This window comes from Streptococcus ratti FA-1 = DSM 20564, from assembly GCF_000286075.1.
GTDB lineage: Bacteria > Bacillota > Bacilli > Lactobacillales > Streptococcaceae > Streptococcus > Streptococcus ratti.
The window spans coordinates 46,118-71,791 of the sequence record NZ_AJTZ01000006.1; the positions used below are offsets into that span (position 1 = coordinate 46,118).

Below are 25,674 nucleotides of genomic sequence, written 5' to 3' on the forward strand. Positions count from 1 at the left end.
AAGTTTTTTTGACAGCTTGATGCTAAGCTTTTCTAATATTTTGAGGGTTTTCCCCAACTTTTTATATGATTGTATTTTTATTCCACACTCATCAAATAAGGGTAGACAGGCTGGTCTCCTTGATGAATTTCGACTTCTATTTCTTCATATCGCTTTTCAAGATCCGCAGCTAATTTCTGTGCTTGTTCTTGAGTGCCTTCTTCACCAACATAAATGGTAACAATTTCACTGTCATCGTCAATCATTTGTTCAAATGTTTGACGCAGTGCCTGATCCATATCTGAATTGGACACTAAGATTTTACCATCAACCATGCCCAAAACATCATCTTTATGAATCGTCAGACCGTCAATAGTTGTATCGCGGACAGCCATAGTTACACTTCCGCTGACAACATCTGCCAGACTGTCTGTCATAGCCGCAACATTATCGTCCAAAGAATTGGCAGGATTAAAGGCCAAAAGGCTGGTAAACCCTTGAGGAATCGTTCGTGTTTCTACAACTGCAGCCGGAACATCAACAACATCCGCAGCACTTTGGGCAGCCATAAAGATATTTTTATTATTCGGTAAAATAATAATATTCTTAGCATTAACAGAATCAATAGCCTTAACAATATCTTCTGTAGACGGATTCATGGTCTGACCGCCAGAAATAATATAATCTACGCCTTGTGATTTAAAGATTTCCGCCAAGCCTTCACCAGCCGCAACAGCTATCAAAGCATATTCCTTTAACTCTTTGGCTTTTGGTTCTATCTCTTTTTCCTGAAGAGCCTCATGCTGATTGCGCATATTATCAACTTTTACTTTAACAAGAGCTCCGTATTTGAGTCCTTCTTGTATGACCAGTCCCGGATCTTCACTATGAACATGGACTTTAACAATCTCGTCATCGTTAATGACTAAGAGGGAATCTCCCAAATTACTCAAGTAATTCCGAAAGGCTTCGTAATCAAAATCCTTAACGTAGGTTGGACCCTGCTTGAGCGCCACCATAATTTCTGTACAGTAGCCAAAAGTAATATCTTCTGTTGCCACATGGCTGGCAACAGACTTATGATGTTCAGCATTGATCATTTCTGTCATGTTGGCAGGAGTAGCCTGAAAGTCCTCTGACATAATATAATCTCCTGTTAAGGCCGACAGAAAACCTTCATAGATGAAAACTAATCCTTGGCCGCCCGAGTCAACAACACCCACTTCTTTTAAAACAGGGAGCAGATCCGGTGTCTTAGCCAACGCCGCTTTAGCCCCATTGACTGCAGCTCGCATGACCTCAACAGCGTCATCTGTATTTTCAGACTTTTTAATGGCAGCTGTCGCAGCTCCGCGCGATACTGTCAAAATAGTCCCTTCAACCGGCTTCATAACAGCCTTATAAGCTACCTCAACCCCAGCTTGAAGTGCTTGAGCCAAGTCCTTGCCTGTAAGTTCTTTTCTATTTTTGATGCTTTGAGCAAAACCGCGGAAAAGCTGAGAAGTAATGACACCTGAGTTGCCGCGTGCTCCCATTAACAATCCCTTGGAAAGAATTTGACCGACTTCTCCAACTGTTGAAGCCGGTTTATCAGAAACTTCCTTAGCACCATTATCCATGGTCATGCTCATATTAGTACCTGTATCACCATCCGGGACAGGAAAGACATTCAGTGAATTGACATATTCTGCTTGTTTACCAAGGCGTGTTGCAGCCGCCTGAACCATCCCTTGGAATAAACTTGTTGTAATATTAGCCACTAATCTTCTCCCACAACTTTAATATTTTGCACATAGACATTAACCATATCAGCAGAAATGCCCAGTTGATTTTCAAGATTAAACTTGACGCGCTCTTGAATATTTTTAGATACTTCGCTGATTTTAACGCCGTAACTCATCACAGTGTAAACATCAACTGAAATACCTGCATCGGTTGATTTGATAACAACACCCTTAGAATAATTCTCCTTGCGCAGCAGTGCCTGAAAATTATCTTTGATAGCACTCTTGCTGGCCATGCCGACAACTCCGAAGATTTCATTGGCTGAACCGCCAACAACTGTTGCAATCACATCATCTGACAATTCAATTTGACCGTCTTTTGTATTAATTTTTACTGTCATTTTGCTACCTCAAAAAGTTTTTATCAGCTTATTTTACCATAATATAGATATCTTGTAAAAAATTAACAAAAAAAGAGTCCTAAGACTCTCCTCGCTTTTTAAACGCGTTCTACCTTACCAGATTTAAGCGCACGTGCTGAAGCCCAAACTTTTTTAGGTTTTCCGTTAATAAGAACAGTCACTTTTTGAAGGTTTGGTTTTGCTGTGCGTTTTGTCTTGTTCATCGCATGTGAACGGTTATTTGCTGATACAGTCCTGCGTCCTGTAAAATAACATACTTTAGCCATTTATCTGTTTTCCTCCTGCTTAGTCTAGGGGTGTTTTCACCACATACCGTAATATTATAGCAAAATACCAACTGTTTGACAATAGTCTTGCAAAAAATATCTAAAATGCCGATTGCAGGGCTCGAACCTGTGACCTACGCGTTACGAGTGCGTTGCTCTACCAACTGAGCTAAATCGGCTAACAGTAGTATTTTACTATTTCTACAAATTTTGTCAACAGAAACAGGCAATGGTCACTAAGTTTTTTCTGAAAACGACAGACGCTTAGCTGATCGCTTAATTCCTTATTTTTTGCTTCCATAGCTGATACAGGCTTTTCAACATCATAACAAGGCAAATAATTACGGCAAACAGCACAAGAATCAGAAATATGGCTAGTGGCTTGAACAATGCCCAAAGAATCATAATAAGCACATAAAGACCTATCATTAAGCTAATCACAAAGGCTAATACAAGATAAAAAGTCAGTCAAATCATTAAAGAACCCAACTTTTTATCTTTGGGAACTTCAAACAGAATATGAAAAATTATTTCAACAATCGCTTCTAACATACACTCTTCACACCAAGACTCTATTTTAGTTCATGATAACAAAAGCTCCCGTCTGGATAGATGGGAGCTTCTTGATTGATCGGTTCAGCAAAATTAAGCTTTACCTTCTGAACCAAAGACATCAATACGTTCTTCAACAGCTGCTTGGATAGCTTTAACGCCATCTGCCAAGAATTTACGCGGGTCAAAGAGTTTTTTCTTATCGTATTCAGCTTCATTTGCATCATAAGCACGCGCAAAGGCACGAGTTGCATTAGAGAATGCAATTTGACACTCAGTATTCACGTTAACCTTAGCGACACCGAGTTTGATTGCAGCACGGATTTGATCATCAGGAATACCTGATCCGCCGTGAAGCACGATTGGGAAACCTGGAACAGCTTCTGTCAATTTCTTCAGGTGATCAAGGTCAAGGCCTTCCCAGTTTTCTGGATATGGACCGTGGATATTTCCGATACCTGCTGCCAAGAAGTCAATGCCTGTTTCAACCATTGCTTTAGCATCTTCGATTGGTGCCAATTCACCGCGGCCGATGATTCCATCTTCTTCACCGCCGATAGTACCAACTTCAGCTTCAACTGAAATACCTTTAGCGTGTGCTTTTTCAACAACTTCTTTAGCTTTTTCAAGGTTTTCTTCAACTGGAAGATGTGAACCGTCAAACATGATTGAAGTATAACCGACTTCGATACATTCAAGTGCATCTTCATAGTGACCGTGGTCAAGATGAATTGCCACTGGTACAGTAATGCCCATTGATTCTACAAGAGTTTCAATCAACACTTTACAAAGTTTGTAACCGCCCATGTATTTAGCAGCACCCATTGATGTTTGGATAAGAACTGGAGCTTGTTTAGCTTCTGCTGCACGCAGGATAGCTTGTGTCCACTCAAGGTTGTTTGTGTTAAATCCACCAACTGCATAACCGTTGTCACGAGCTGCTTGGATAAATTTTTCTGCTGAAACGATTGCCATTTTTTAAAGGCCTCCTAAATATTTTTTGGGGCAACCCCATTACATTGTTTATTTTATCACTTTTACAGTAAAATTTCCAGCCTTTTCTTGAAAACTCACCAAAACAAAAAAGCTGGCTAAAAGCCAGCTAATATGCTATGCGGAGAGAGGGACTTGAACCCTCACGACCAAAAGCGGTCACAAGATCCTTAGTCTTGCGCGTCTGCCAATTCCGCCATCCCCGCAGCAACAAAATAAATTATATCAACTAACTAAGGCAGTGTCAAGAGTTTTTTAAGCTTTTTTCATTCGAGTTGCAAAAACTGAGGAAAGTAATTGAAGCTATCGTTATAAAGTATAAATCAAAACACTTGACACTGAGAAATACGTTTGCAAAAGCCGCGATCCTCTCCTAAGATGTCACCACTGTAGTATGTTTAGCCATTTTAACTTCAGATGAGTAGCAGCAGCAAAATCTCTAGGAAATAAAAATAGCAACATTCTACTTATTAAATTCATATTTTAAGGCCAGTATAATACTTTTTCCTGAAAAAACAGTGATATTTTCCAATTACAGCGATGGTAAGTTTGGATTAAAACAATTTAAAAACTAAAGTAAAAAAATCCAGAAAAATAAATAAAAAATTTCTATAAAATGAATAACTGATAACAACACTAAAAATCCCCTTGAATTCTTTCTAAAAAAGAACTAAGCTATACGCGTGTTCGTTTTGTTGACTAATTTTCTTTAGTGTAACAAATATCGAAATTACGTTTATTTTTATTCATTTAATAACGAGATTTAGTATGAATACTTTAGCTTTCGAAGCGTTTGAAACTTTAGATACTGACTACCTTGAATAAGTACAAGGTGAAGGTTGGGTGGGAGCCATTGCTGGTGGTGTCTCAGGATTTATCGGAGGCGCTGCATTAGGCGCAGAAGCTGCTGCTCCACTTGCACTTATTCCTGGCTTTGGTTGGGTTACCGATGTTGGATGTGCTGCTGTTGGTGCAATTAGCGGGGCTGCTGCACTTCCAGTTATGTGTATCCCTGGTTTTGGTTAGGCTACTGAAGCCGGAATTGTTGCTACTAGTGCCATTGCTTGGGCTGTTCTTGGTGCCGGCGTCGGTTATAATACCCCATTATAAAGAGATTGAGTTGAATATTATGATATATATTGTTTACTCGTTAATATTATTAAGTTTCGCAGCATTAGTCTTAATTTCTAAACGTAGCCCAAGTGGTACTGTCAAGCTTATCTGTTTTGGAATTTTTATGCTAGAATGTATCTTAGTAATAGCTAATATGATTTTTTCATTTTTGAAATGAGCAATTATTGACAAGGCACACTTCAACTATAGGTTGACTTATCTTAATGGAGCAAACTAAATTGTTCTTTCCTTTTCTACTATTTGTCAATTATATCAAAGATCCAAATAACAAAATTTTGTTATTTGGATCTTTAAGCTTTATTCCGATTCATGTTATGAATGCCTAAGTGTCCCGTATAATCTATAATGAAAAGCCACAAAATATTCATTATAAATTATATGAGACTTTTTTGATACATTCAAAAAGCTCCATAATACCAACAGTGGAGTTACCCACTACAGACATTATAGAGCTTAATAAACTGAGATTTTCATTCAATCTCTTTTTTTAACGACTGTTTTCAACTGCCGCGGTTACGAAAGCTGTATAGAGCTCCTCAGGACGGTTAGGACGTGACTGCAGTTCTGGATGATACTGAGCAGCTACAAAAAATTTCTTGTCTGAAAGTTCTACAACTTCTACCAAGCGATTGTCCGGAGATACGCCTGAGAAAACAAAGCCGGCATCTTCAAACTGCTGACGATAAGCATTGTTAAATTCATAACGGTGGCGATGGCGGCGCTGAACCACATCTTGATTGTTATAAGCTGCCGCTGCCTTGCTGCCCGGCTTTAATTTACATGGATAGAGTCCCAGACGCAGCGTTCCTCCCATATCTTCAATATCAATCTGGTCACGCATAATATCGATAACGGGATATTTTGTATTTGGATCCAGCTCAGCAGAATTAGCCCCTTCAAGATTGAGAACATGACGGGCATACTCCACACAGGTCAGCTGCATACCAAGGCAGATGCCAAGCATGGGAACATCATTTTCACGCGCATAGCGAATGGCTTCAATTTTACCCTCAGTACCGCGCTGGCCAAAACCACCCGGCACAATGATACCATCTGCATTTTCCAGCAATTCAGCAACATTTTCAGCAGTCACATCATTGGCATTGATCCAGTCAAAATCAATGGCCGTATCGTTGACATAACCCGAATGTTTCAGAGCTTCAACCACAGACAGATATGCATCCGGAAGCTCCACGTATTTCCCGACAAGGGCAATCTTAGTAGTTTTCTTAAGGTTCATCACCTTATCAACCATGGCAGACCACTCTGTCATATCGGCAGCCGGCACGTCCAGTTTTAAATGATCGCAAACGATTTGATCCATGTTTTGCTCCTGCAGATTCAGCGGAATCTGATAGAGATGGTTAACATCAAGCGATTCAATGACGGCTTCTGGAGCCACATCGCAGAATTGCGCCAATTTATTCTTAATGCCTTGTTCGGCAGGCTTTTCCGTCCGAATAACAAGCATATTTGGCTGAATTCCCAAACCGCGCAATTCCTTAACCGAGTGTTGAGTCGGCTTGGTTTTCATCTCACCGGCTGCCTTAAGATAAGGAAGAAGGGTGGTGTGAATATACATAACATTATCAGAACCCACGTCAGCTTTCATCTGGCGCAGAGCTTCCAGAAAAGGAAGGCTTTCAATATCACCGACAGTTCCCCCGACTTCAGTGATAATGACGTCTGAATCAGTAGTGGTAGCAGCGCGCTTAATCTTTTCTTTCAGAGCATCTGTAATATGAGGAATAACCTGAACAGTAGCTCCGAGGTACTCTCCTTTGCGCTCTTTACGGAGGACTTCACTGTATATTTTTCCTGTTGTTACATTCGAATATTTATTGAGATTAATATCAATAAAACGTTCGTAATGCCCAAGGTCAAGGTCCGTCTCAGCACCATCATCGGTCACATAAACTTCACCGTGCTGATAAGGGCTCATCGTTCCCGGATCAATATTGATATAAGGGTCAAATTTTTGAATGGTCACCTTGAGACCACGATTTTTCAAAAGACGGCCGAGACTTGCAGCTACAATCCCTTTGCCAATTGAAGAAACAACACCGCCGGTTACAAAAATATACTTTGTCATTAAATGCTCCTTTGTTTAATTTGGGAAGAAAAAAGAAAAATGCTCCCTAAGATTAGAGAGCTTACACCGACCTCAAAAGAGGTGCCCAGTAAATAATATAAACTATCTGACTTCATTTGTCAATGCAGAAACAGACAGGAAAATTTACTCTTCGTCGTCATCATCTTCTTCGTCATCGTCAGAGTAGTCGTCATCTTCTTCATCTAAATCAACATTTTCATCCAAGTCTTCATCCGGAATAATTTCATTGATTTCAGAATCATAAGACTCCACTTCAGACTTTTCATCATCTGGATTATCATCATCGTAGTCAGTGTCTTCTTCAGGTGTATCAAAGCTTTCATCTTCAGGATCGTCATCACTGTAGTCGATAGCGTCCTCGTCGCCGTCCATAAAGGCATTGACACGTTTTCTTTTACGTTTTGGCGCACCGTCTTCATCGTCTTCGAGAGTGACAATTTCTTCATCAATTTCATCAATGCCATACCAAGAGCGCAGACCCCATTTGTTGTCACCAAGCGGAATAAAACTGCCGTCAGTATTCAAATCTGAATAGAAGTAAGGCAGCGCGTGACGAATATCTGAATCCGATTTTTCCAAATAAACTTGAATAGCATTAACAAGATCACTAAAGTACATCTCATTGTCCCGGCCGCGTTCTTCTAAAATGGCACGGGCAACTTCAATCATTGAGAGTTCGCTTTTTTCTTGTCCAGCAAATACTTCTAATTCCAAGGTGGTTCTCCTTATTTTGTCGTTAACTTATATTTTACGATATTTTTAGCAGTAAGTCAAAAGAGATCTATGTACGATTCCCTCCTTATCTGACCTTTATACAGCAGGTCTGCCCTTAGTTAAAGAGACTTGATATACTCCAAAATATCTAACATGTCTTTAGCCACATAATCAGCCTGCGACTGATCAATGTTCATGCGTTTTTCTTCATAGGCGACCGTCTGCATGCCTGCTTTCTTAGCTGCCGCAATTCCTGAGGGCGAATCTTCAACAGCAAGCGCCTGTTCGCTGGGAATGCCTAAGCGCTTAAGAACCGACAGATAAATGGCCGGATCAGGCTTACTGGCTTCAAAATCTTCACCGCTGACAATGGCAGCAAAATAGTCCTTGATTCCGCAGTTAGTCACAATTTCTAAAATGTACTTCTTTTGCGTTGACGAAGCAAGTCCCAAGGTAATGTGATTAGCCTTAGCATATTCCAACACAGCAAAGATGTCTTTTCGAAACAGCGGCAGATAACTTTCCTTGCGATATTTTTGCGCTTCAATCCTTTGCAGCCCCTGTTCAATTACTTCATCAGCAAGATCCAGCTGACTGAGTTTTTTAATTCTCGTTAACAAATCTTTGCCGGATCGGCCAACCAGCTGGGAAAAATCCTCATGCGTTAGCTTAGACGGTTCTTTGGCAATTTCTTTTATATAGGCCTGCTGCAATTGAAAATCCAGATACTCGGTATCAACGATGACACCATCCATATCAAAAACAATTAGTTTTATCATAGTAACTCCTCATTTGCATTAAAGACTAGATGCAATTGCGTTTTTCTTCTATCTTATTATAACAGGCTATTAAACGCCTTACTAGAAAAAGGTGAAGAAATCTGCCCCAAGGCTGCTTATTTCATTTTTCTGCAGTTACAGACTTTGATTAAACCTCGCTCATGTTGTAAATTCCTGAAAAAAATTAAGGACCTGGAGCAAATTCCCCAAGTCCTGTTTAAGAAAAACAATGAAGCAGGCTTATTTAACGCTTACTGTGCTTGTAATAGTATCAACAGCCTTTTTCATGGCAATGTCGTGCTTGAGCATATCAGGCGAAAGAAGTGAGCGTACTTGCTCCGCATCCATGCTGTATTCAGCTGCAAGGTCAGTGATTTCTTTTTCAATTTCTTCGTCTGAAGCTTCAAATCCTTCAGCTTTAGCGATAGCTTCAATAACGAGGTTAGTTTTAACACGTTTGTCAGCGTCAGCTTCGTATTGTTTGTGAAGGTCTTCTTCAGTTGTACCAGTCAATTGGAAGTACATTTCTGACGAGATCCCTTGGCGCTGCATATTGCCCATAAATTCCTGCATAGCACGATGAACTTCATCATGAATCATTTCTTCCGGCAATTCAACAATTTCAGCATTAGCAACAGCTAAGTCAATCGCTGCACTTTCAACTGCATCATCATAGGCAGTTTCCTTAGCCGCTTCAAGTTCCTTACGGTACTTAGCTTTTAATTCATCCAAAGTTTCCACTTCTTCGTCAATATCTTTAGCTAATTCGTCGTCCAATTCTGGAACTTCCTTAGCTTTGACTTCATGGATGGTCGTTACAAATTTAGCATCCTTGCCAGCAAGGTCAGCTGCTTGGTAATCTTCTGGGAAGGTAACGTTAACGTCAACGGTTTCACCAGCTTTTTTGCCAATCAATTGATCTTCAAAACCAGGAATAAACTGGCCGCTGCCCAGTTCCAGGGAGAAGTTGTCACCTTTGCCGCCGTCGAATTCAACACCGTCAACTGAACCGACAAAGTCAATAACGACAGTATCACCTTCAGCTGCTGCGTCCTCTTTCAGAACGAGCTCAGCTAAGTTGCTGCGTTCGCGCTCAACTTTTTCATCCACTTCTGCATCAGTAACTTCTTTAGACTCTTCTACTGATACTTCAAGGTTTTTATAATCACCAAGTTTTACTTCCGGTTTCGTTACCACTTCTGCAGTAATTTCCCAGTCTTGGCCTTTTTCCATTGATTTAACATCAATTTTTGGCTGAGCTACGACGTCCAGTTCCAATTCCGCAACAGCTCCTTCGTAGGCTGATGGCAAAATACTGTTCAAAGCTTCTTCATAAAGAGCTTCTTCACCGAACTTTTGATTAAAAACAGTACGTGGAATATGTCCTTTGCGGAATCCTGGGACTGAAATATTTTTCTTCACTTTATTGAAGGCTTGGTCAAGAGCCGGCTGAATCTTGTCTTGGCCAATCGTGAACGTAACAACCCCACGATTTGTAGCTTTGTTTTCAAATGATGTAGACATGAAGTCATTTCTCCTTAAAATTTATTTGCACTTTCCAGTTTATCACATTTATTGTCAATTTGGAAGTTTTTTCTTCTATTTAAAGGCGGCTAAATTTCAGAGAAAGAAACAAAATGTATTTTCACTTGAGAAAACTCATCTTTTTTCTGAAACCCTTTTCATTTTTCTTAAAAAAAGATATAATGTAAGGGAAAATGACCAAAATTTTCAAAATCGTTTTTTAGAAAGGTACTCTTATGGTTCATACCACAACTGCTACACCTAGTCCTTTTCAGGAAAAAATAGCTGCAGCCTGCCGTAAAAAAGAGGCTCTTTTTGATGAAAGCCTCGGGCGCTACGCCTTGCGTTCCATGTTTGCAGGAGCCTATTTAACAATGAGTACTGCTGTCGGTGCCATCGCGGCTGATGTCATCTCCCAGTTTTCTCCTGCCTTTGGACGTTTCGCTTTCGCCTTTATTTTTAGTTTTGGTTTGGTTTATGTCTTACTTTTCAACGGCGAATTAGCGACATCGAATATGATGTTTCTGTCTTCGGGAGCTTACTACAAACACATTTCTTTCAAAAAGGCCACAGTCATTTTAGTAACCTGTACCTTTTTCAATCTCATCGGCGCCATTATTTTGGCTTGGCTTTTTAATCAGTCATTCTCCTTTGATCAGCTGACCAACAAAAGTTTTTTAGTCAATGCCGTTCAGACAAAGCTGGCTAAAACGGACTGGCAAAACTTTTTCGAAGGCATTACAGCCAACATGTTCGTTAATATTGCTATTCTGGGCTACATGCTTCTCAAAGAAGAAAGCGCCAAAATTACCATTGCCCTATCAGCGATTTTCATGTTTGTCTTTTTAATCAATGAGCATTTGATTGCCAATTTTGCTTCCTTCATGCTGGCTGCTTTCAGCTCTGTTGAACACATTAAAGGATTAGAGCTCATCAATGTCCTGCGCCAGTGGATTGTCGTGTTCTTTGGCAACTGGATCGGCGGCGGTGTTTTCATCGGTTTAGCCTATGCTTGGCTCAATCAAACGCAGACCTCTCATAAGGAACACTAAATAAAATTAACAGAATTAGAAAAGCTGATTGGTTTTGTATCCTGATTGGATAGCACTTTCTGTCAGCCTCTTTTTAATTTTCGGTTTTTTTGATACACTAAAACCATGAAATTTATAACTTCTTATCTGGGTAATTTTAATTTTGAAAAGATGGTGCTTGAGTTTTCTTCCAAAATCCTGTCCATCGTCCTTTTACTTGTCGTTTTTGCAATCGCCAAAAAGGTCATCAACTACCTTTTTAAAAAAACCATTGCCAAGTCTATGTTTCTGGCTAAATACAGTCAGGCTCGGCAAAAAACCTTGGTTAAACTCTTTCACAACCTGATGGATTACAGCCTCTATTTTCTGCTGATTTACTGGATGCTGGCGATTATCGGACTGCCAGTTTCAAGTCTTTTAGCCGGAGCAGGAATTGCAGGTGTTGCTATAGGACTCGGTGCCCAAGGATTCCTTTCTGATTTGGTTAACGGCTTTTTCATTTTGCTTGAGCGTCAGTTTGATGTTGGTGATTCTGTCAAGTTAAATGCGGTGACCGGAACTATTGCTGGAACGGTTGTCAGTGTCGGGATAAGAACCACACAAATCCGTGATTTTGACGGAACCCTGCACTTCATTCCCAACCGCAGCATTACTATTGTCAGCAATCTGTCCCGCGGTGATATGCGGGCGCAGATTGATATTCCCATTTACGCAGATACAAATCTTGAAACAGTGACTGCTGTTATCAACAAAGTCAATGAAGAAAATGTTCCCAATTATCCTGAAATCGTTGGTATCCCCAATCTCTTAGGCGCAACACCATCCGCAGCAACAGGACAGATGGTCTTTCGGGTAGACATCTTTGTCCAAAACGGCAGACAAAATCATATCTACTATACGTTTTACCGTATCTATCAAGAAGCACTTACAGCTGCCGGTATTGCCTTGCCTACAGCTAATACCATGACTAGGCCTCAGTTTCAAAAATAAAACCAGCCCCTTTGTCAGAGGGCTGGTTTTTAAAATTTGCGAATAGGATCCGGCTGATAATCTGCCCGGCTGCCGCCGATAAGTTTGGGACGGCTGGCCAAGGCAGTTACATGGGCACCGCCCAGCTCTCGCAGAACAGGGCGCAAGGGAACCTGTACACGCTTAACATGCATACCGATAGCGGTATCGCCAATGTCAAGACCTGCATGGGCTGTGATTTCTTCAACCTCAACAGGATCTTTCATGTATTTAAAGGCTGCTAGCTGAGCGCTCCCGCCAGCATGAAGAGTCGGCAGAACATTGACGATTTCTAAATCTTTTTTCTCAGCCAGTTCACGCTCAACCACCAGAGCACGATTGAGATGCTCACAACCCTGAACTGCCAGATAAATGTCCCTGTCATTAAGATAAGACAAAATTGTCTTAACAATCGTTTCGCCAATATCAAGACTGGAATTCTGCCCAATCACACCGCCAGCAACTTCACTGCTGGATAGGCCGAGCACAAAAACCTGACCTTTTTTAATAGCCGAGCGCTCAATGATGTCAGCAATAATGGTGTGCGTTTGTTTTTGTATTTCTTGTAAATCCATCTTATCTCCTTCTTAAACGTTTAAAGGTTAGACAGGTAAGGTAACCAATCAGCATGCCAAAAAAATTTTGCAGCACATTGCCCCAAATACCGGCCAGCGAAGCTCCCAGACCGTAAAAAAGAATAGAAAACAAAAAGTAAAGTCCAACCATGGTCAAAGAGGCTAAAACGAGTCCTAAACAGCGTTTTCTACCAGTCCAGCCGGCAAAATATCCCTGTCCTCCGTGCGCCAAAAGACTGATGAGCATCCAGTTAGGATAGCCAGCAGTCAAATCAAGCAAAAATGCGGATAGACCGCCAACAGCAGCTCCTTCTTTGCTTCCTAAATAAAAGGCTGTGAAATAAATACCAACATCTAAAAAAGTTAAAAAGCCTGTCGGTGTCGGAATCTTTAAAAACAGACCAAAGACAAGACTCAGAGCTGTTAAAACCGCAAGCAGACTTAGACGCTGCACCTTCTTATCTTTCATAATTTTGTTTTACTCCATAGTCATCTGAATGTTCAATCGCATGATAGACAAAGGCTTTAGCTTCCCTAACAGCCTCTTGGACAGTCTTGCCAAGCACCAATTGACTGGCAATGCTCGACGCAAAAGTACAGCCTGCCCCCGTGTTATTTTTTTCTAGGACAGGATAGTCCAGCATTTGAAAATGCTGCCCATCATAAAAGACATCCAGAGCTTGATCTTTGCGGAAACGATTGCCGCCCTTGATAACCACATTTTGAGCGCCCATCCTATGCAGCATCTGAGCCGCTTCCTTCATATCCTCTAAAGTTTTTATGGTTTTTTGGGTCAATAGCTGCGCTTCTGTCAAATTGGGAGTAATAATAGTGACATAAGGGAAAAACCGAATCAGCTCATCTCGCAGTGCACTGACTTCCAGATCGTGATTTTCCTTGCAAACAAGAACCGGATCTAAAACTACGGGAATCCCTTTTTGCTTTTTAATGAAAGTTAAGGCTTCTTCAGCTATTTCCACATTGGGAAGAAGCCCCAGTTTTATGGCAGAAAAATCAATATCTACCAAACTGTCTAACTGATGGCTAAAAATATCGCCGTCTACAGGGAATACTTCAAATCCTTTTTCTGTCACAGCAGTAAGACAGGTAACTGCTACAAAACCCTTAAGGCCATTAACTGTATAGGTTGCCAGATCGGCAGACAAACCGCCGCCGCTAAAAATATCATTACCTGAAATCGCTAAAATATATTTACTTGTCATAAATAATCTCCTTAAGATAAAGCCCATTGCCTGCAGCTGTCGGACCTGCTAAATGGCGGTCTTTTAACTCCAAAATGCGGTCAATCTGTTCAACCGGCATTCGGCCATTGCCAATTTTCAACAGGGTTCCGACCATATTTCGGACCTGCTTATACAAAAAACCATTTCCTGTAAAGGTAAAAATCAGCAATTGATTCTCCCCATCAAAAGCAACATCTGCACGGCTGATGGTTCTGATTTTGTTGTCAACACTTGTCCCAGAAGCCGTAAACCCTGTAAAGTCATGGGTTCCCCGCAGTTTTTTTATCGCTGCTTCAATGGCAGTGACATCAACCACATAGGGAAAATGCGTCGCATAATGGCGCATGAGAGGATTTTTAGGTCGCCCCAAATCAACTAGAAACTCGTAAGTTTTACTATGCTTGCAATACCTTGCATGAAAATTTTCAGAAACTTTATCAACCCTGATAACATCAATATCGTCCGGTGTCTGCGTATCCAAACCAAAACGCAGTCTTTCTAAATCACGCTCTTCATCTAGGTCAAAGTGAATAACCTGACCATAAGCATGAACTCCTGCATCTGTCCGGCCTGCACCGTGAATCTTAACAAATGTACCGCTGTTCAATCTAAAAAGCGTCTTCTCAATTTCTTCCTGAACAGTTCTTGCGTTTGTCTGCCGCTGAAAGCCGGAAAAATCTGTGCCATCATAGGAAATAATTGCTTTATATCGTACCATAAATGCATTATAGCATGCTAACAGCCGGGGAACAAGATAAGAACCTCCCATCTGTATGGGGACAGTTTAAAACTCTTAAAGATTGCCAAAAATCCCAGCTTAACCACAGCAATTACAAATTAGTCTTGACCACCGTTGTTAAAACAGCGTCAAGCATTTAAAAAAACTAAATAACAAAAAGTTTACGGCTACGAAAAAAGAGGTTGGGCCAAAAGTCCAACCTCATCAATTAGAGTTCGTTTTAACATCATAAGGCAGTGGTTGGGAGAAACTCTGTCAGCTTTAGCTAACCTAGAGTTTCCCCTGCACAGTCCATTAGGCACTTTAGTGCCGATGAACCACTGTTGAATGGCAGTTTCGTTCGCGTTTTACGCCCTTGAGCTGACCGATTCAATTGTGCGGGGGTGGGAGTGAAACGGTCTGGAGAGAGACCGTTTCAGGTCACCGCTCAGAAATTAGGGAGCGGTGAGAACCAAAATTTTCAATTTTTTGGGTTGATCCCACTCCCTTTTAGCTGTTTCACATCTCATCAAAAGCATCTTTTACCTTATTAAAGAAGCCTTTTTTCTTAGGATGAACGGGATCAATGCCGCTGGCCTTAGCAAAAGCCTGCAGGGCCTCTTTTTGGGCATCGTTTAGTTTTGTCGGTGTAACAACCTTGACTGTCACATGCTGATCTCCCTGTCCATTGCCGCGCAAACGCGGTGCTCCTTTACCCTTAAGACGGAAGGTCTTGCCTGTCTGGGTTCCGGCAGGAATGGCCAGTTCAACATTGCCATGAACAGTCGGTACCTCAACGGTATCTCCAAGAGCTGCCTGAACAAAGTTGATGTTCAGGCTGTAGTAGATGGTCGATCCATCACGTTCAAATTTGTCGCTCTTAAGAACATTGATGATAACAAATAGATCCCCATAAGGCCCGCCGTTAAAGCCGGCTTCCCCTTGTCCTGCCAAACGGATTTGCTGACCGGTTTCTACACCGGCAGGGATTTTAACAGAAACCTTATGGCTTTGCTTTTCATGGCCTGTTCCATGACAAGTTTGACAAGGCTCCTTGATTTCCTTACCACTGCCGTGACAGACATCACAAGTCACTTGGCGGCGCATCATGCCAAGCGGCGTCTGAGTATCTACATTGATCACACCTGAACCATGGCACTTACCGCAGGTAATAGGACTGGTACCAGGTTTGGCTCCTGAGCCCTTACATGTGTGACAAGTTGCTTCACGGTTATAATGAACCTCTTTTTCCGTACCAAAAACAGCTTCTTCAAATTGAAGATTGACACGATACTGAAGATCATCACCCTGACGGGGAGCATTGGGATTTCTGGAAGCTCCGCCGCCGAAGAAACTTGAGAAGATATCCTCAAAACCGCCAAAACCTGAGCTGTCAAAACCGCCAAAGCCACCATCGGTTCCTGCCGAACCGTATTGATCATAAGCAGCACGTTTTTGCTCATCACCCAGTGTTTCATAGGCTTCTTGAATCTCTTTGTATTTTTCTTCGGCCCCAGGATCTTTATTAATATCGGGATGGTATTTTTTTGACATCTTACGATATGCTTTTTTAATTTCATCTTGGGAGGCATCTTTAGTTACCCCCAGACGATCATAATATTCTGTATTGTTCATAATTTATGATACAAAAGGCGTTAAGAAAACCGTATGAAAATAGGAAACCGATACAGTGTGTAAACACACTAGAGGTGCTTTCTCTTTTTCACTAGGTTTTTAGCCTGCGTTCGAATAACCGAACTTGTATTCCTTTCCTTGAAATGCAGAAAGTAGCCCGTGTTCAGTTACGAACACTGTCCTTTCTGTAAAAATATTCTTTTTCTTTGGACAAGTTCCTTAAGCGGCATGGGTATCAGCAGCCGCTTATAGTGTCTCATGACTTAACATTGAGCCTAAAGTCACACTGTTCCCCTGCCAGATAACTTACAGTTATCTGACTTTCGCCACAGCGGACTTGTCCTTGTTCGCGATCTTCGGTCGCTATTGCCGTCGCTTTTTAGCCAAAAACAGAGGCTGGGATTCAACCTCTGTGATTGGTCTGATATTTGTTGTTTCTGTAAAACAGCACGATTGAGACTTCCCCAGCCTCTCCCAAATTTCTGGGTTCTGGGCTCGGGAAGGCGAAAACTGAGTTCAAGCTAAGAACTTCGGAAAAAAGATAACTTTCCTTGAATGCAAGCATTCAGTGTCAAGTTCCTATTTTTCTGTCGTTCTTTTAACGCTCTCACATCTTATTTTTCCGTAAACTCTCCATCTACAACATCGTCGCCGCCCTTATCTGATGAGTCAGATGATTGAGCACCTTCTTGACCGGCTTGAGCTTGCTGCTGAGCTGCTGCTTGTTCATAAAGTTTCATAGCAAGAGCTTGTGCTTTTTCATTAAGTGCTTCAAGCTTAGCCTTCATATCATCAATATTATCTGATTCTTGTGCTTTCTTCAAATCATCAAGAGCTGCCTGAGCCGCATCACGTTCAGTATCGAAGCCTTTACCTTCAGTTTCTTTGATAGTCTTTTCGGTTGCAAAGATAGCTTGATCCACTTCGTTCTTAAGGTCAACTTCTTCTTTACGTTTTGCATCAGCTTCGGCATTTGCTTCAGCATCTTTCATCATACGGTCGATTTCTTCTTCGGAAAGGCCGTCATTAGATTTAATCACAATATGCTGTTCTTTTTGAGTACCCAAATCTTTGGCTTTTACAGAAACAATACCGTTCTTGTCGATATCGAAAGTAACTTCAATTTGTGGTACACCACGAGGTGCAGCTGGAATGTCAGTCAATTGGAAACGGCCAAGAGTTTTATTGTCCGCTGCCATTGGGCGTTCACCTTGGAGCACATGGATATCAACGGCTGGTTGATTGTCTGCAGCTGTTGAGAAGACTTGTGATTTAGAAGTTGGGATAGTTGTGTTGCGATCGATGAGTTTGGTGAAGACCCCACCCATGGTTTCAATACCCAGTGACAATGGTGTCACATCAAGCAGAACAACGTCTTTGACATCACCAGTGATGACACCGCCTTGGATAGCCGCACCCATGGCAACAACTTCATCAGGGTTTACTGATTTATTTGGTTCTTTACCAGTTTCAGCCTTAACAGCTTCTACGACAGCTGGAATACGGGTTGAACCGCCGACAAGGATAACTTCGTCAATTTCTGACAAGCTCAAACCAGCATCAGAAAGAGCTTGACGAACAGGAGTCTTAGTACGCTCAACGAGATCGCGTGTCAAATCATCAAACTTAGCACGGGAAAGACTTGTTTCCAAGTGAAGAGGGCCAGCTTCACCAGCAGTAATGAAAGGCAAGCTGATTTGTGTTGATGTCACACCTGAAAGGTCTTTCTTAGCTTTTTCAGCAGCATCTTTCAAACGCTGCAGAGCCATCTTATCAGTTGACAAGTCAATGCCGTTTTCTTTTTTGAAGTCTTCTACCAGCCAGTCAATGACTTTTTGGTCAAAGTTATCACCGCCGAGTTTGTTGTCACCAGCAGTTGCCAGAACATCAAAGACCCCGTCACCTAATTCAAGGATGGATACGTCAAAGGTTCCGCCGCCAAGGTCAAAGACCAAGATTTTTTCATCTTTTTCAGTTTTATCAAGACCGTAAGCAAGGGCTGCCGCTGTTGGTTCGTTGACGATACGTTCTACTTCAAGACCGGCAATTTTACCAGCGTCTTTAGTTGCCTGACGTTGGGCATCGTTGAAGTAAGCAGGAACAGTAATAACTGCCTTTTCAACTTTTTCACCCAGGTAATCTTCCGCATAACCTTTAAGATATTGAAGAATCATTGCTGAAATTTCTTGCGGTGTATACTCTTTACCATTAGCTGCAACTTTTTCAGAAGTTCCCATTTTTGATTTGATGGAAAGAATTGTTTCTGGATTAGTTACCGCCTGACGTTTAGCAGCATCACCAACAACAATTTCACCATTTTTGAATGATACTACTGAAGGTGTTGTACGGTTGCCTTCTGGGTTTGCAATAATTTTGCTTTCAGTTCCCTCAAGAACTGCGACTGCTGAATTAGTTGTACCTAAGTCAATACCAATAATTTTAGACATGTGTTATACCTCTTTTTTATAATTCTTTTTTGTTTTTTGATATTTCCCTTAGGTGGCGAGGACGGAAGCGACTTCTTTTCGGAGTTCCATTCCTGACTTTTGAACCCAAGGTTTCAAAAGCTCCATCGTAACAGTAGCACAAGCTACCGTTACTCTTACCACAGCGGAAAATATCGTTTTGGGCAAGCTTTCAGCTTGCATGCTATAGCCATTTTCTAGTTTACCGTCGTTTCGGACCCACCAATTCCTGTTGTTACTTGGTTTGTTCTGTGCTTTGTTACGACGTGAGTTAGCAAAATCGATATTATTTTGCTAACGAGCCCGTAACGTAAGGAGTCTAGGCAATCCGCCATAGCGGTTGCCGTATAATGATGAGACATTTTAATGTCCATCATTATTGACTAGTTATACACCACCACCATAGCCGGTCTTAGCAAACGTTCATGGAGTTTGTAACCCTTTTGCAAGACCTGTGCAATCGAATCTGCAGGGTGTTCTTCGTCTGCTTCAAGAGTTTGTACTGCCATGTGAAGATTGGGATCAAAGTTTTCCAGTTCAACTTCTTCAACTCCCTCTTCTTTAAGAGCCTGGACAAGACTTTCCTGAACCATTTCGATCCCTTTTTTGACATCATCTGTCAAGCCCTCTACAGCCAAGGCTCTTTCTAGGTTATCAAGACTCGGGAGAATTTTCTTTGCCAAGTCCTGTGAGCGATACCTTTGCAAGCTCTGACGCTCTTCATTGGCACGGCGCTGAACATTTTGCATTTCAGCATGAGCACGCAGGTATTTATTTTCAAAATCTTCTGCTCGCTCAAGCGCTTCCTGCAGCTCTTTGTTTGCAGGCGTTTCTTCAGCTGCTGCTTTGGCAGTTTCCGTTTCTTCCTGCTCTTTGACAGCCTCTCCTTCTTCCTTGATTTCTTCTTTAGTCTTTTTTTCCGACAAGGTAGCACCTCTTTCCTTTTTATTTTTATGAAACAATTTCTGCTTAAACTGGTAAGGGCTGACAGTCTTATCAGCTTAATGAACTTCATAGTGATTGCTATTGAGATAGCGGTAAAAATCACCAAGCTTAATAGCTAAAATACGGCTGATAATAGTAATCAGACTGACCGTTCGCCGATAATCCAAATCTACCGGACCAATCACTGTCAAAATGCCAAATCCTCTGTAAGGAATCAGAAATTTCTGACTGATGACCGTCAGCTCTGATAAACTTTTCTCGCGGCTTTCAGCAATTTGCACCCGATAAGTTTCATCTTCTGGGATAGTTTCACGAATCTCCAAAGCAGCAGACTGTGGATTATCCAGAAATTGGTAGGTTTCAAGTCCTGCAAATTCCAGTGTTTTAATTTTACCAGCGACGAAGACTTTCTCTTGAAAAATTTGCTTGAAAATATGATCAAATAAATCCAAAACATTATCTGTCCGCGGAAAATACTTTTGAATAATCTGCGGAAGTTCTGTTCGTAAACGGTAATGGATATCCAGCACCGTTTGATTCAAGAGACGTTCCCGAACAATTGTTACTACAGTAAGTAAGTCACTGTCCAAAAAGTTCTTAGGGATGGCAAACTGCACCGTTATAGGACTGGCCTCATCCAACGTTAACACTGCCAAGGCATCGTGATTGCTGAGCTTAACAATATCAAAGGCGGTCAAACACTGCCTCTTGGGCTCCACATCCATAATAAGTGACGCATAGCCTGTCAGCTCCGCCAGAACATCGCTAGCTTTTTGCAAAAGGTCATCTAAACGAAAGACCTCAAAATCAAAAGCCTTAATAACTTGATAAGCATCCTGTTCATCCAGATTATCCGGATTTAAAGAGTGTTCCACAAAGTAGCGAAAACCTTCTTGGCTGGGCAGACGGCCACTGGAGGTATGCGCTTTTTCCAAAAGCCCCATTTTCTCCAAGGCTGCCATATCATTTCTGATGGTTGCACTGCTTGAAGCAATCGAATTTTGGAGCGTTTTAGAACCGATGGGTTCATGTGTCTTAGTAAAAATCTCAACAATCAAATTGAGAATATCTTTTTGACGTTGGGTAATCATCTAAGCTGACCTCCAATCTCTGCTTAATAAAATTAGCACTCTTAACAACCGACTGCTAACTTCATGATTCCATTATACCCCTTTCATAATTTCTGTCAAGGAAAAAACATCATTTTTTAGCACTCTTTTTACTTGAGTGCTAAAAAATACATCTTAAGATCTAGTTTTATTATTACCAGCTTTCTAAATTAGTTAAATTCGCCTGTAAACAACTATTATCGCTCGTCTTAACATGAATTTGATTATTGGGCAAAGCAAGTTTTAAACTGGTTTTATTAGCTGCAAAATAAGTACTAAGCTCCTTCTCTCCATTCCAATGGATATCAGCAATATAGGAACATTTTTAATTCGTTTTCTGACCACCAATTAATTTCGAACTTGTTCTTTTTACCTCATCATAATCATTATCAACATCGTCATTAAGAGACAAATGAACATCTGCTTGTTTGATGATACTCAGGCTTTCTATGGTAGCGTAAACATTAAAAGAGACAAATGTTTAAACTAATTAATGAATAAAACGACTTTTTCTTTATGCCGAGATACTACGGCTTCTTAAAAAGGAAAACTCTAGATTTTGGTAATCTAGAGTTCCATTGTCTTAAAATGAACGAATTAAGAATTGTGTTTTTTGAAATAGCCTACTGTTTCTACAAGAAAGGCACCAAGCATCGCCAATAATCCTACTTGACTTAAATTTGTCTTATGCTCACCAGTATTTGCTAGCATAGCTACAGGCGAAAAACCTGCTTTTTGAATAGCTATTTCTCAAACGTCTTGACATCCGATACATTTTGATTAGGTTTTTGTGAAATAGACATGTTTTTTAATTCTTGTTTTGAGTTTGGTGAATAAGAAATATCGTTTTCCTCCTTCTCATTTTGAGGATTCATTTGATTGTCTGCTTGATAGACCAAGCTGTATTCACTAAAGTGTTCTGCTGTAAAGCGAACATAGTTTTGTTGCTTGCCATGGTTGTCGGTTAAACTCACAATTGTAAATGGAAGACTTTCTTCTTTGAAGGATGACGTGGACGCCAGTTGCAGGATCAATCAACTCTTTTTCCTTATCTAAGTCTGCTTGTGCATCTGGCTGTGGCTCAGCCTTGCGGTTCTGTTACAAGGAAGTTTTGGAACTCAACAGCTCCATCCCATAAGCCGAGACCTACATAAGCATCATTAAAGTATGGTTCTACCTTATCAAAACTGTGATTCATTACCTCTTGGCCATCTACAAATACGATGATACTATTTTCTGTTTTTGTGACTTTTACATGGTGATACTGACCATCATTGATGCGTTTGCCCATCTTAGCTTCTGCAATAGTGTCACCCGCAAAATGATAAAGTCGAACAGTTTCACTGTCTCCAAATTGTAGGGAATAAGCCTGATTAGGCTCTACATTTTCAGAAGCAACAAAAAGATTAACTAGACCACGTTGATAGTTGAAATCAATATCGTAATCATATTCCTTGAAACCAGGCTTTTGAGTAGCCATATAATAGTCATTGCTGCTAGTATTACTATCATAGAGCGTTTGATCATCAATATACCATTTACCAGCAACAGATTTCAAACCGTTAAGGTTGGTATTGAAATTATTCAAGGTAATACCGATTGTAAATGTCTTACTGAGACTTGGATTTTCCTTAGAGGTGGCTGTGATGGTAAGACTTCCCTTTTTCACAGCTGTTACGTGGAAAACATTGCCCGTTTGACTGGTATTGACAAGGCTTGGATCACTGACAGTCCACTCTACATCTTGATTAACACTTGCTGGTGCTAGGTAGACTTGTAAGTCTTGACTTTGACCAACTTCGAGGGCAATATCCGTTGCAGTGCTAGTATTCATAGCAACTGGTTTCGTAACTTCTTTTCTATCAGTCCAAGTTGTTTGCATTTGATAAACAGAAATATCTGCTTGAGCTTTGCCTCCTTCTACAATGACGCTGGCTCCGACAGCCTCTGGACTAGGGAAAATTTGGTTGGCACCAGTCACTGTATTACCTTTAGCAAAGATTTCAACACTAGCACGATCAACATAGAGATGCAAGTCGATTGACCCATCCGCATTTTTGGTCACATGTTGGCTATTGACCTTCGCAAAGGCATTAGACAAAATAATACCAGATTGGCTACGATCAATGGATAGTGTCTCTGTCTGCAAATCATAAATAACTTTCGTCGCCTGCCCATTACCAACACGAAGATTAAAACCTACTTTTGTGGTGTTTGCATCTGGACGGAAATGAGACACAATTTCATAACTATCTCCCTTGAAGTCCTTTAAAAGGGTGTTATTGGCATCTACTGTTACATCTTTAAAATGCAGAGCAGTATCTGCTTGACGAAGATTTTCATAAGCTTTCACTGGAGTCTGCGTTAAAACATATTGACCGTTTTCTTTAACAAGTCCAAGTTCTAGATTCAGGTTGAAAGTTCCATTGAAATCTTGACCAACTTTATCAGCGACAAGGTTGCAGTAATCTTCCCATGTATTCATCCAATTAATCTCTGTTAATTTAGGAATGGTTGGATGCGTTTCTGTACCAAAATTTTGTATATAGTAGGTCATAGCCGCATAAGAATCTTTACCGAAATTCATGACCTGATCTTTGTCTTTGTAAGCAGCATCTGGCACAAAAGTCCATTTACCATCCACTTGTTTAAAGTCACCAACCTTATAGAAGCGTCCACCGCGAGACAGCACCCATTTTAATACACCATCATTGGCAACAATCGGATACATATCTGGACATTCCGTATGAAGATCAGGATAGGTAGATTCCACTTTCCAGTCTTTTAAATTGGAAGAAGAATAAATACGAAGCGGACCACCTGCCAGCACCATAAACCATTGGTTATTCCAGCGGAAGACTTTTGGATCACGGAAATCTTGACTTTGCAAGGGGTCATTCGACCAATCGGCGACAATCTTATCATATTTTTGCCAAGTTTTACCTTCATCTTCACTATAAGCTAATTTCATGCGTTGGCCATTGCCATTAGCAGTGATGATGGCAACTAAACCGCCCTTATCAGTCTTGAAAAGACCTGAGCTATTGTGTTCATCAATCACTACACAACCAGAGAACATGTACCCATTTGAATCCGGATAAAAGGCAATCGGTTCTTCCTTCCAATGAATCAAATCTGTACTAGTCGCATGAGCCCAATGCATTGGACCCCACTTTGTATCATCATAAAATTGATAGAAAAGATGGTAAACACCTTTATAATAAACCATACCATTAGGGTCATTAGCCCAGCCATCTTTTACAGAATAGTGATATTGATCACGGTAAAGTTCGTTATAATAAACGTCGTCATTTTGTCGGCGATGAATATTAATACGATAAGTCAGAGTTACTGTACGACCAAATGGATCTGTAATTGTGCTCTTGACAGTGAAATAGTTGACACCTACATTGACTGGAAGCTGAGAAAGATCCGTGTAAGTATGACCTGCTGCATCTTCTACTGTAATAGCAGCTGCAGGATTATGTTTAGTAATAGCCAATCCTACTTGAGAAGCAGCGTTGCTGACATACTGGATATGAAGGGGTTCTTCAGAGAAGAATTGACCTTGTTTTTCGACACTGCCTTTATCAGATGTTACCGCTATATTGTCAATCAATGGAAGGCTTGCATTGTCCAGTAAGGCAAATTTTGTATTTTGGAAGACCACATCACCATTCCAATTCAAGAGACCAAAGTGTCCTTCAGGAATAACAGTGTTTTGTCCCTTATCAGCTTTTTGAAGGACGTAGTCTCCTGTGCTAGCCATTAAAACATCATTGACATAATAAGAAATCCAGTTATTAACCGTCACAACCTTAAGAGTATAGCGATTATCAGCTGTCGGTACCACGTCGCGTTCATCAATTAATTGAATATCTTTATTGTCAACCCAACGCCAGAATTTCGCTTTATGTCCACCTATATCCACATTGACTGCATACATATTTTTGTTGTCGCTATCGTTGTTAGCTCTAAAAATAAGGGCAGCTGCACCATTGTTTTGATTAAAAGTAACATCCGTCGCATAGACAAAATTTTTACCACTTGATTGAGAGTAGAAGAAAGAATCACCTTTACTAACAGCATTAGAATAGATGCCATCTTCTCCTACTTCCCAAATTCCATTGGTATCATGTGTCACATCTTTTAAGTTGGTCACAGAATTATTCTCTTCCTTTTTAACAGCTGATGCTGGTTGAGCACCTGCTTCAATTTTATCTCCAGAGTCAGCAGGAGTTGATTGCGAAACCGGTTCCATTTTTGCCTTGAAAGAATCTTTTGGAGCGGCAGAGTTCTCTTCAACTTGATTAGCTGCTACATTATTGTTATCAGCTACCGTACCATTGTTATTAGCTACTGTATCACCCTGCTCAGAAGAAACAACTTCATTATCAGCCGATGACGTTGCTTGAGGTGTTGGTTCTTCCTTAGGTGTTACATCATTAGGAGCAACCGCTTTATCTTGATTAGCTTCTGTTGCAGGAGCTTCTTGAGCTTGAGGCAAGGCCTGATTAACATCTCCTGTAGACACCTCCGTTGTTATAGGAGCTACTGGGGCTGGTGATACTTCATCGGCTGATACAGATACAGCAGTTGAAAGACTAAAAGCACAAAATACCAAGCAACCAAAGACCCATTTTTTACCATTTTTGTGCATAAACCAATTTTTACAAACTGTTTCATTTTTCATTTTTACTCTCCTCTTTAAACCTATGAGACTAGCAAAACAATTTTTACAATC

Annotated in this window: 21 protein-coding genes and 2 tRNA genes; 3 read left to right on the forward strand and 20 right to left on the reverse strand. The window is 40.8% G+C overall.

Translation table 11 applies throughout. The annotated features are described in order from the left end of the window. Nucleotides 1–77: 77 nt before the first annotated feature. From SRA_RS09425 to SRA_RS09450, 6 genes are all read right to left on the reverse strand, one after another. Nucleotides 78–1,739, reverse strand: coding sequence for a DAK2 domain-containing protein (locus SRA_RS09425; RefSeq protein ID WP_003090256.1), 1,662 nt, complete (start codon nucleotides 1,737–1,739; stop codon nucleotides 78–80). Further along, nucleotides 1,739–2,104, reverse strand: coding sequence for an Asp23/Gls24 family envelope stress response protein (locus SRA_RS09430; protein ID WP_003090259.1), 366 nt, complete (start codon nucleotides 2,102–2,104; stop codon nucleotides 1,739–1,741). The genes SRA_RS09425 and SRA_RS09430 overlap by 1 nt, the downstream gene beginning before the upstream one ends. A 98-nt stretch (nucleotides 2,105–2,202) precedes the next feature. Beyond that, nucleotides 2,203–2,391, reverse strand: coding sequence for a 50S ribosomal protein L28 (gene rpmB, locus SRA_RS09435; RefSeq protein WP_003090262.1), 189 nt, complete (start codon nucleotides 2,389–2,391; stop codon nucleotides 2,203–2,205). 106 nt (nucleotides 2,392–2,497) lie between these two features. Continuing rightward, a tRNA-Thr gene (locus tag SRA_RS09440) sits at nucleotides 2,498–2,570 on the reverse strand. A 466-nt stretch (nucleotides 2,571–3,036) separates the two neighbouring features. Beyond that, nucleotides 3,037–3,918: a class II fructose-bisphosphate aldolase gene (locus tag SRA_RS09445; RefSeq protein ID WP_003090265.1), complete on the reverse strand. Its 882-nt coding sequence runs from the start codon at nucleotides 3,916–3,918 to the stop codon at nucleotides 3,037–3,039. A gap of 138 nt (nucleotides 3,919–4,056) precedes the next feature. After that, nucleotides 4,057–4,142, reverse strand: a tRNA-Leu gene (locus SRA_RS09450). Nucleotides 4,143–4,779: 637 nt separating this feature from the next. On the opposite strand from SRA_RS09450, the gene SRA_RS09455 reads away from it, so the two are divergent. After that, complete coding sequence (locus tag SRA_RS09455) at nucleotides 4,780–4,962, forward strand: hypothetical protein (RefSeq protein WP_003090268.1); 183 nt, start codon at nucleotides 4,780–4,782, stop codon at nucleotides 4,960–4,962. A gap of 595 nt (nucleotides 4,963–5,557) precedes the next feature. On the opposite strand, the gene pyrG is transcribed toward SRA_RS09455, so the two are convergent. The 4 genes from pyrG to tig all read right to left on the reverse strand — a co-directional run bounded on the left by pyrG (nucleotide 5,558) and on the right by tig (nucleotide 10,200). Next, nucleotides 5,558–7,162, reverse strand: a complete 1,605-nt coding sequence (gene pyrG / locus SRA_RS09460) for a CTP synthase (protein WP_003090286.1) — start codon at nucleotides 7,160–7,162, stop codon at nucleotides 5,558–5,560. A gap of 144 nt (nucleotides 7,163–7,306) precedes the next feature. Beyond that, nucleotides 7,307–7,897: a DNA-directed RNA polymerase subunit delta gene (gene rpoE / locus SRA_RS09465; protein WP_003090289.1), complete on the reverse strand. Its 591-nt coding sequence runs from the start codon at nucleotides 7,895–7,897 to the stop codon at nucleotides 7,307–7,309. 119 nt (nucleotides 7,898–8,016) lie between these two features. After that, nucleotides 8,017–8,676 carry an HAD family hydrolase gene (locus SRA_RS09470; RefSeq protein WP_003090292.1) on the reverse strand — a complete coding sequence of 220 codons (660 nt, stop codon included), beginning with the start codon at nucleotides 8,674–8,676 and terminating at the stop codon, nucleotides 8,017–8,019. A 240-nt stretch (nucleotides 8,677–8,916) separates the two neighbouring features. After that, on the reverse strand, nucleotides 8,917–10,200 hold the full coding sequence (tig, locus tag SRA_RS09475) for a trigger factor (RefSeq protein WP_003090293.1): 1,284 nt from the start codon (nucleotides 10,198–10,200) through the stop codon (nucleotides 8,917–8,919). 236 nt (nucleotides 10,201–10,436) lie between these two features. Here tig and SRA_RS09480 point away from each other — a divergent pair, with 236 nt between their 5' ends. After that, entirely contained in the window at nucleotides 10,437–11,252 is an 816-nt protein-coding gene (locus tag SRA_RS09480) for a formate/nitrite transporter family protein (protein WP_003090294.1), read from the forward strand. 105 nt (nucleotides 11,253–11,357) lie between these two features. Beyond that, nucleotides 11,358–12,221: a mechanosensitive ion channel family protein gene (locus tag SRA_RS09485; protein WP_003090295.1), complete on the forward strand. Its 864-nt coding sequence runs from the start codon at nucleotides 11,358–11,360 to the stop codon at nucleotides 12,219–12,221. 29 nt (nucleotides 12,222–12,250) lie between these two features. On the opposite strand, the gene SRA_RS09490 is transcribed toward SRA_RS09485, so the two are convergent. The 10 genes from SRA_RS09490 to SRA_RS09535 form a co-directional block, all read right to left on the reverse strand. Further along, a complete protein-coding gene (locus tag SRA_RS09490; RefSeq protein WP_003090296.1) occupies nucleotides 12,251–12,814 on the reverse strand; it encodes a TIGR01440 family protein in 564 nt (187 codons plus the stop codon). A gap of 1 nt (nucleotide 12,815) precedes the next feature. Continuing rightward, nucleotides 12,816–13,283 carry an ECF transporter S component gene (locus SRA_RS09495; RefSeq protein ID WP_003090297.1) on the reverse strand — a complete coding sequence of 156 codons (468 nt, stop codon included), beginning with the start codon at nucleotides 13,281–13,283 and terminating at the stop codon, nucleotides 12,816–12,818. Continuing rightward, nucleotides 13,273–14,037 (reverse strand): bifunctional hydroxymethylpyrimidine kinase/phosphomethylpyrimidine kinase, encoded by a 765-nt coding sequence (locus SRA_RS09500; protein ID WP_003090298.1) that lies wholly within the window; start codon nucleotides 14,035–14,037, stop codon nucleotides 13,273–13,275. Before SRA_RS09500 ends, SRA_RS09495 begins: the two co-directional genes overlap by 11 nt. After that, nucleotides 14,027–14,776 (reverse strand): tRNA pseudouridine(38-40) synthase TruA, encoded by a 750-nt coding sequence (gene truA / locus SRA_RS09505; protein WP_003090299.1) that lies wholly within the window; start codon nucleotides 14,774–14,776, stop codon nucleotides 14,027–14,029. Before truA ends, SRA_RS09500 begins: the two co-directional genes overlap by 11 nt. Nucleotides 14,777–15,295: 519 nt before the next feature. Beyond that, entirely contained in the window at nucleotides 15,296–16,411 is a 1,116-nt protein-coding gene (gene dnaJ / locus SRA_RS09510; protein ID WP_003090305.1) for a molecular chaperone DnaJ, read from the reverse strand. Nucleotides 16,412–17,025: 614 nt separating this feature from the next. After that, nucleotides 17,026–18,858: a molecular chaperone DnaK gene (dnaK, locus tag SRA_RS09515; protein ID WP_003090306.1), complete on the reverse strand. Its 1,833-nt coding sequence runs from the start codon at nucleotides 18,856–18,858 to the stop codon at nucleotides 17,026–17,028. 401 nt (nucleotides 18,859–19,259) lie between these two features. Then, nucleotides 19,260–19,802 (reverse strand): nucleotide exchange factor GrpE, encoded by a 543-nt coding sequence (grpE, locus tag SRA_RS09520; protein ID WP_003090308.1) that lies wholly within the window; start codon nucleotides 19,800–19,802, stop codon nucleotides 19,260–19,262. Between the two features lie 75 nt (nucleotides 19,803–19,877). Next, nucleotides 19,878–20,912, reverse strand: a complete 1,035-nt coding sequence (hrcA, locus tag SRA_RS09525; protein WP_003090309.1) for a heat-inducible transcriptional repressor HrcA — start codon at nucleotides 20,910–20,912, stop codon at nucleotides 19,878–19,880. Between the two features lie 761 nt (nucleotides 20,913–21,673). Further along, complete coding sequence (locus tag SRA_RS10575; RefSeq protein WP_225310763.1) at nucleotides 21,674–21,904, reverse strand: fructan hydrolase; 231 nt, start codon at nucleotides 21,902–21,904, stop codon at nucleotides 21,674–21,676. Between the two features lie 107 nt (nucleotides 21,905–22,011). Continuing rightward, nucleotides 22,012–25,623 (reverse strand): GH32 C-terminal domain-containing protein, encoded by a 3,612-nt coding sequence (locus SRA_RS09535; protein ID WP_003090311.1) that lies wholly within the window; start codon nucleotides 25,621–25,623, stop codon nucleotides 22,012–22,014. Between the last annotated feature and the right edge of the window lie 51 nt (nucleotides 25,624–25,674).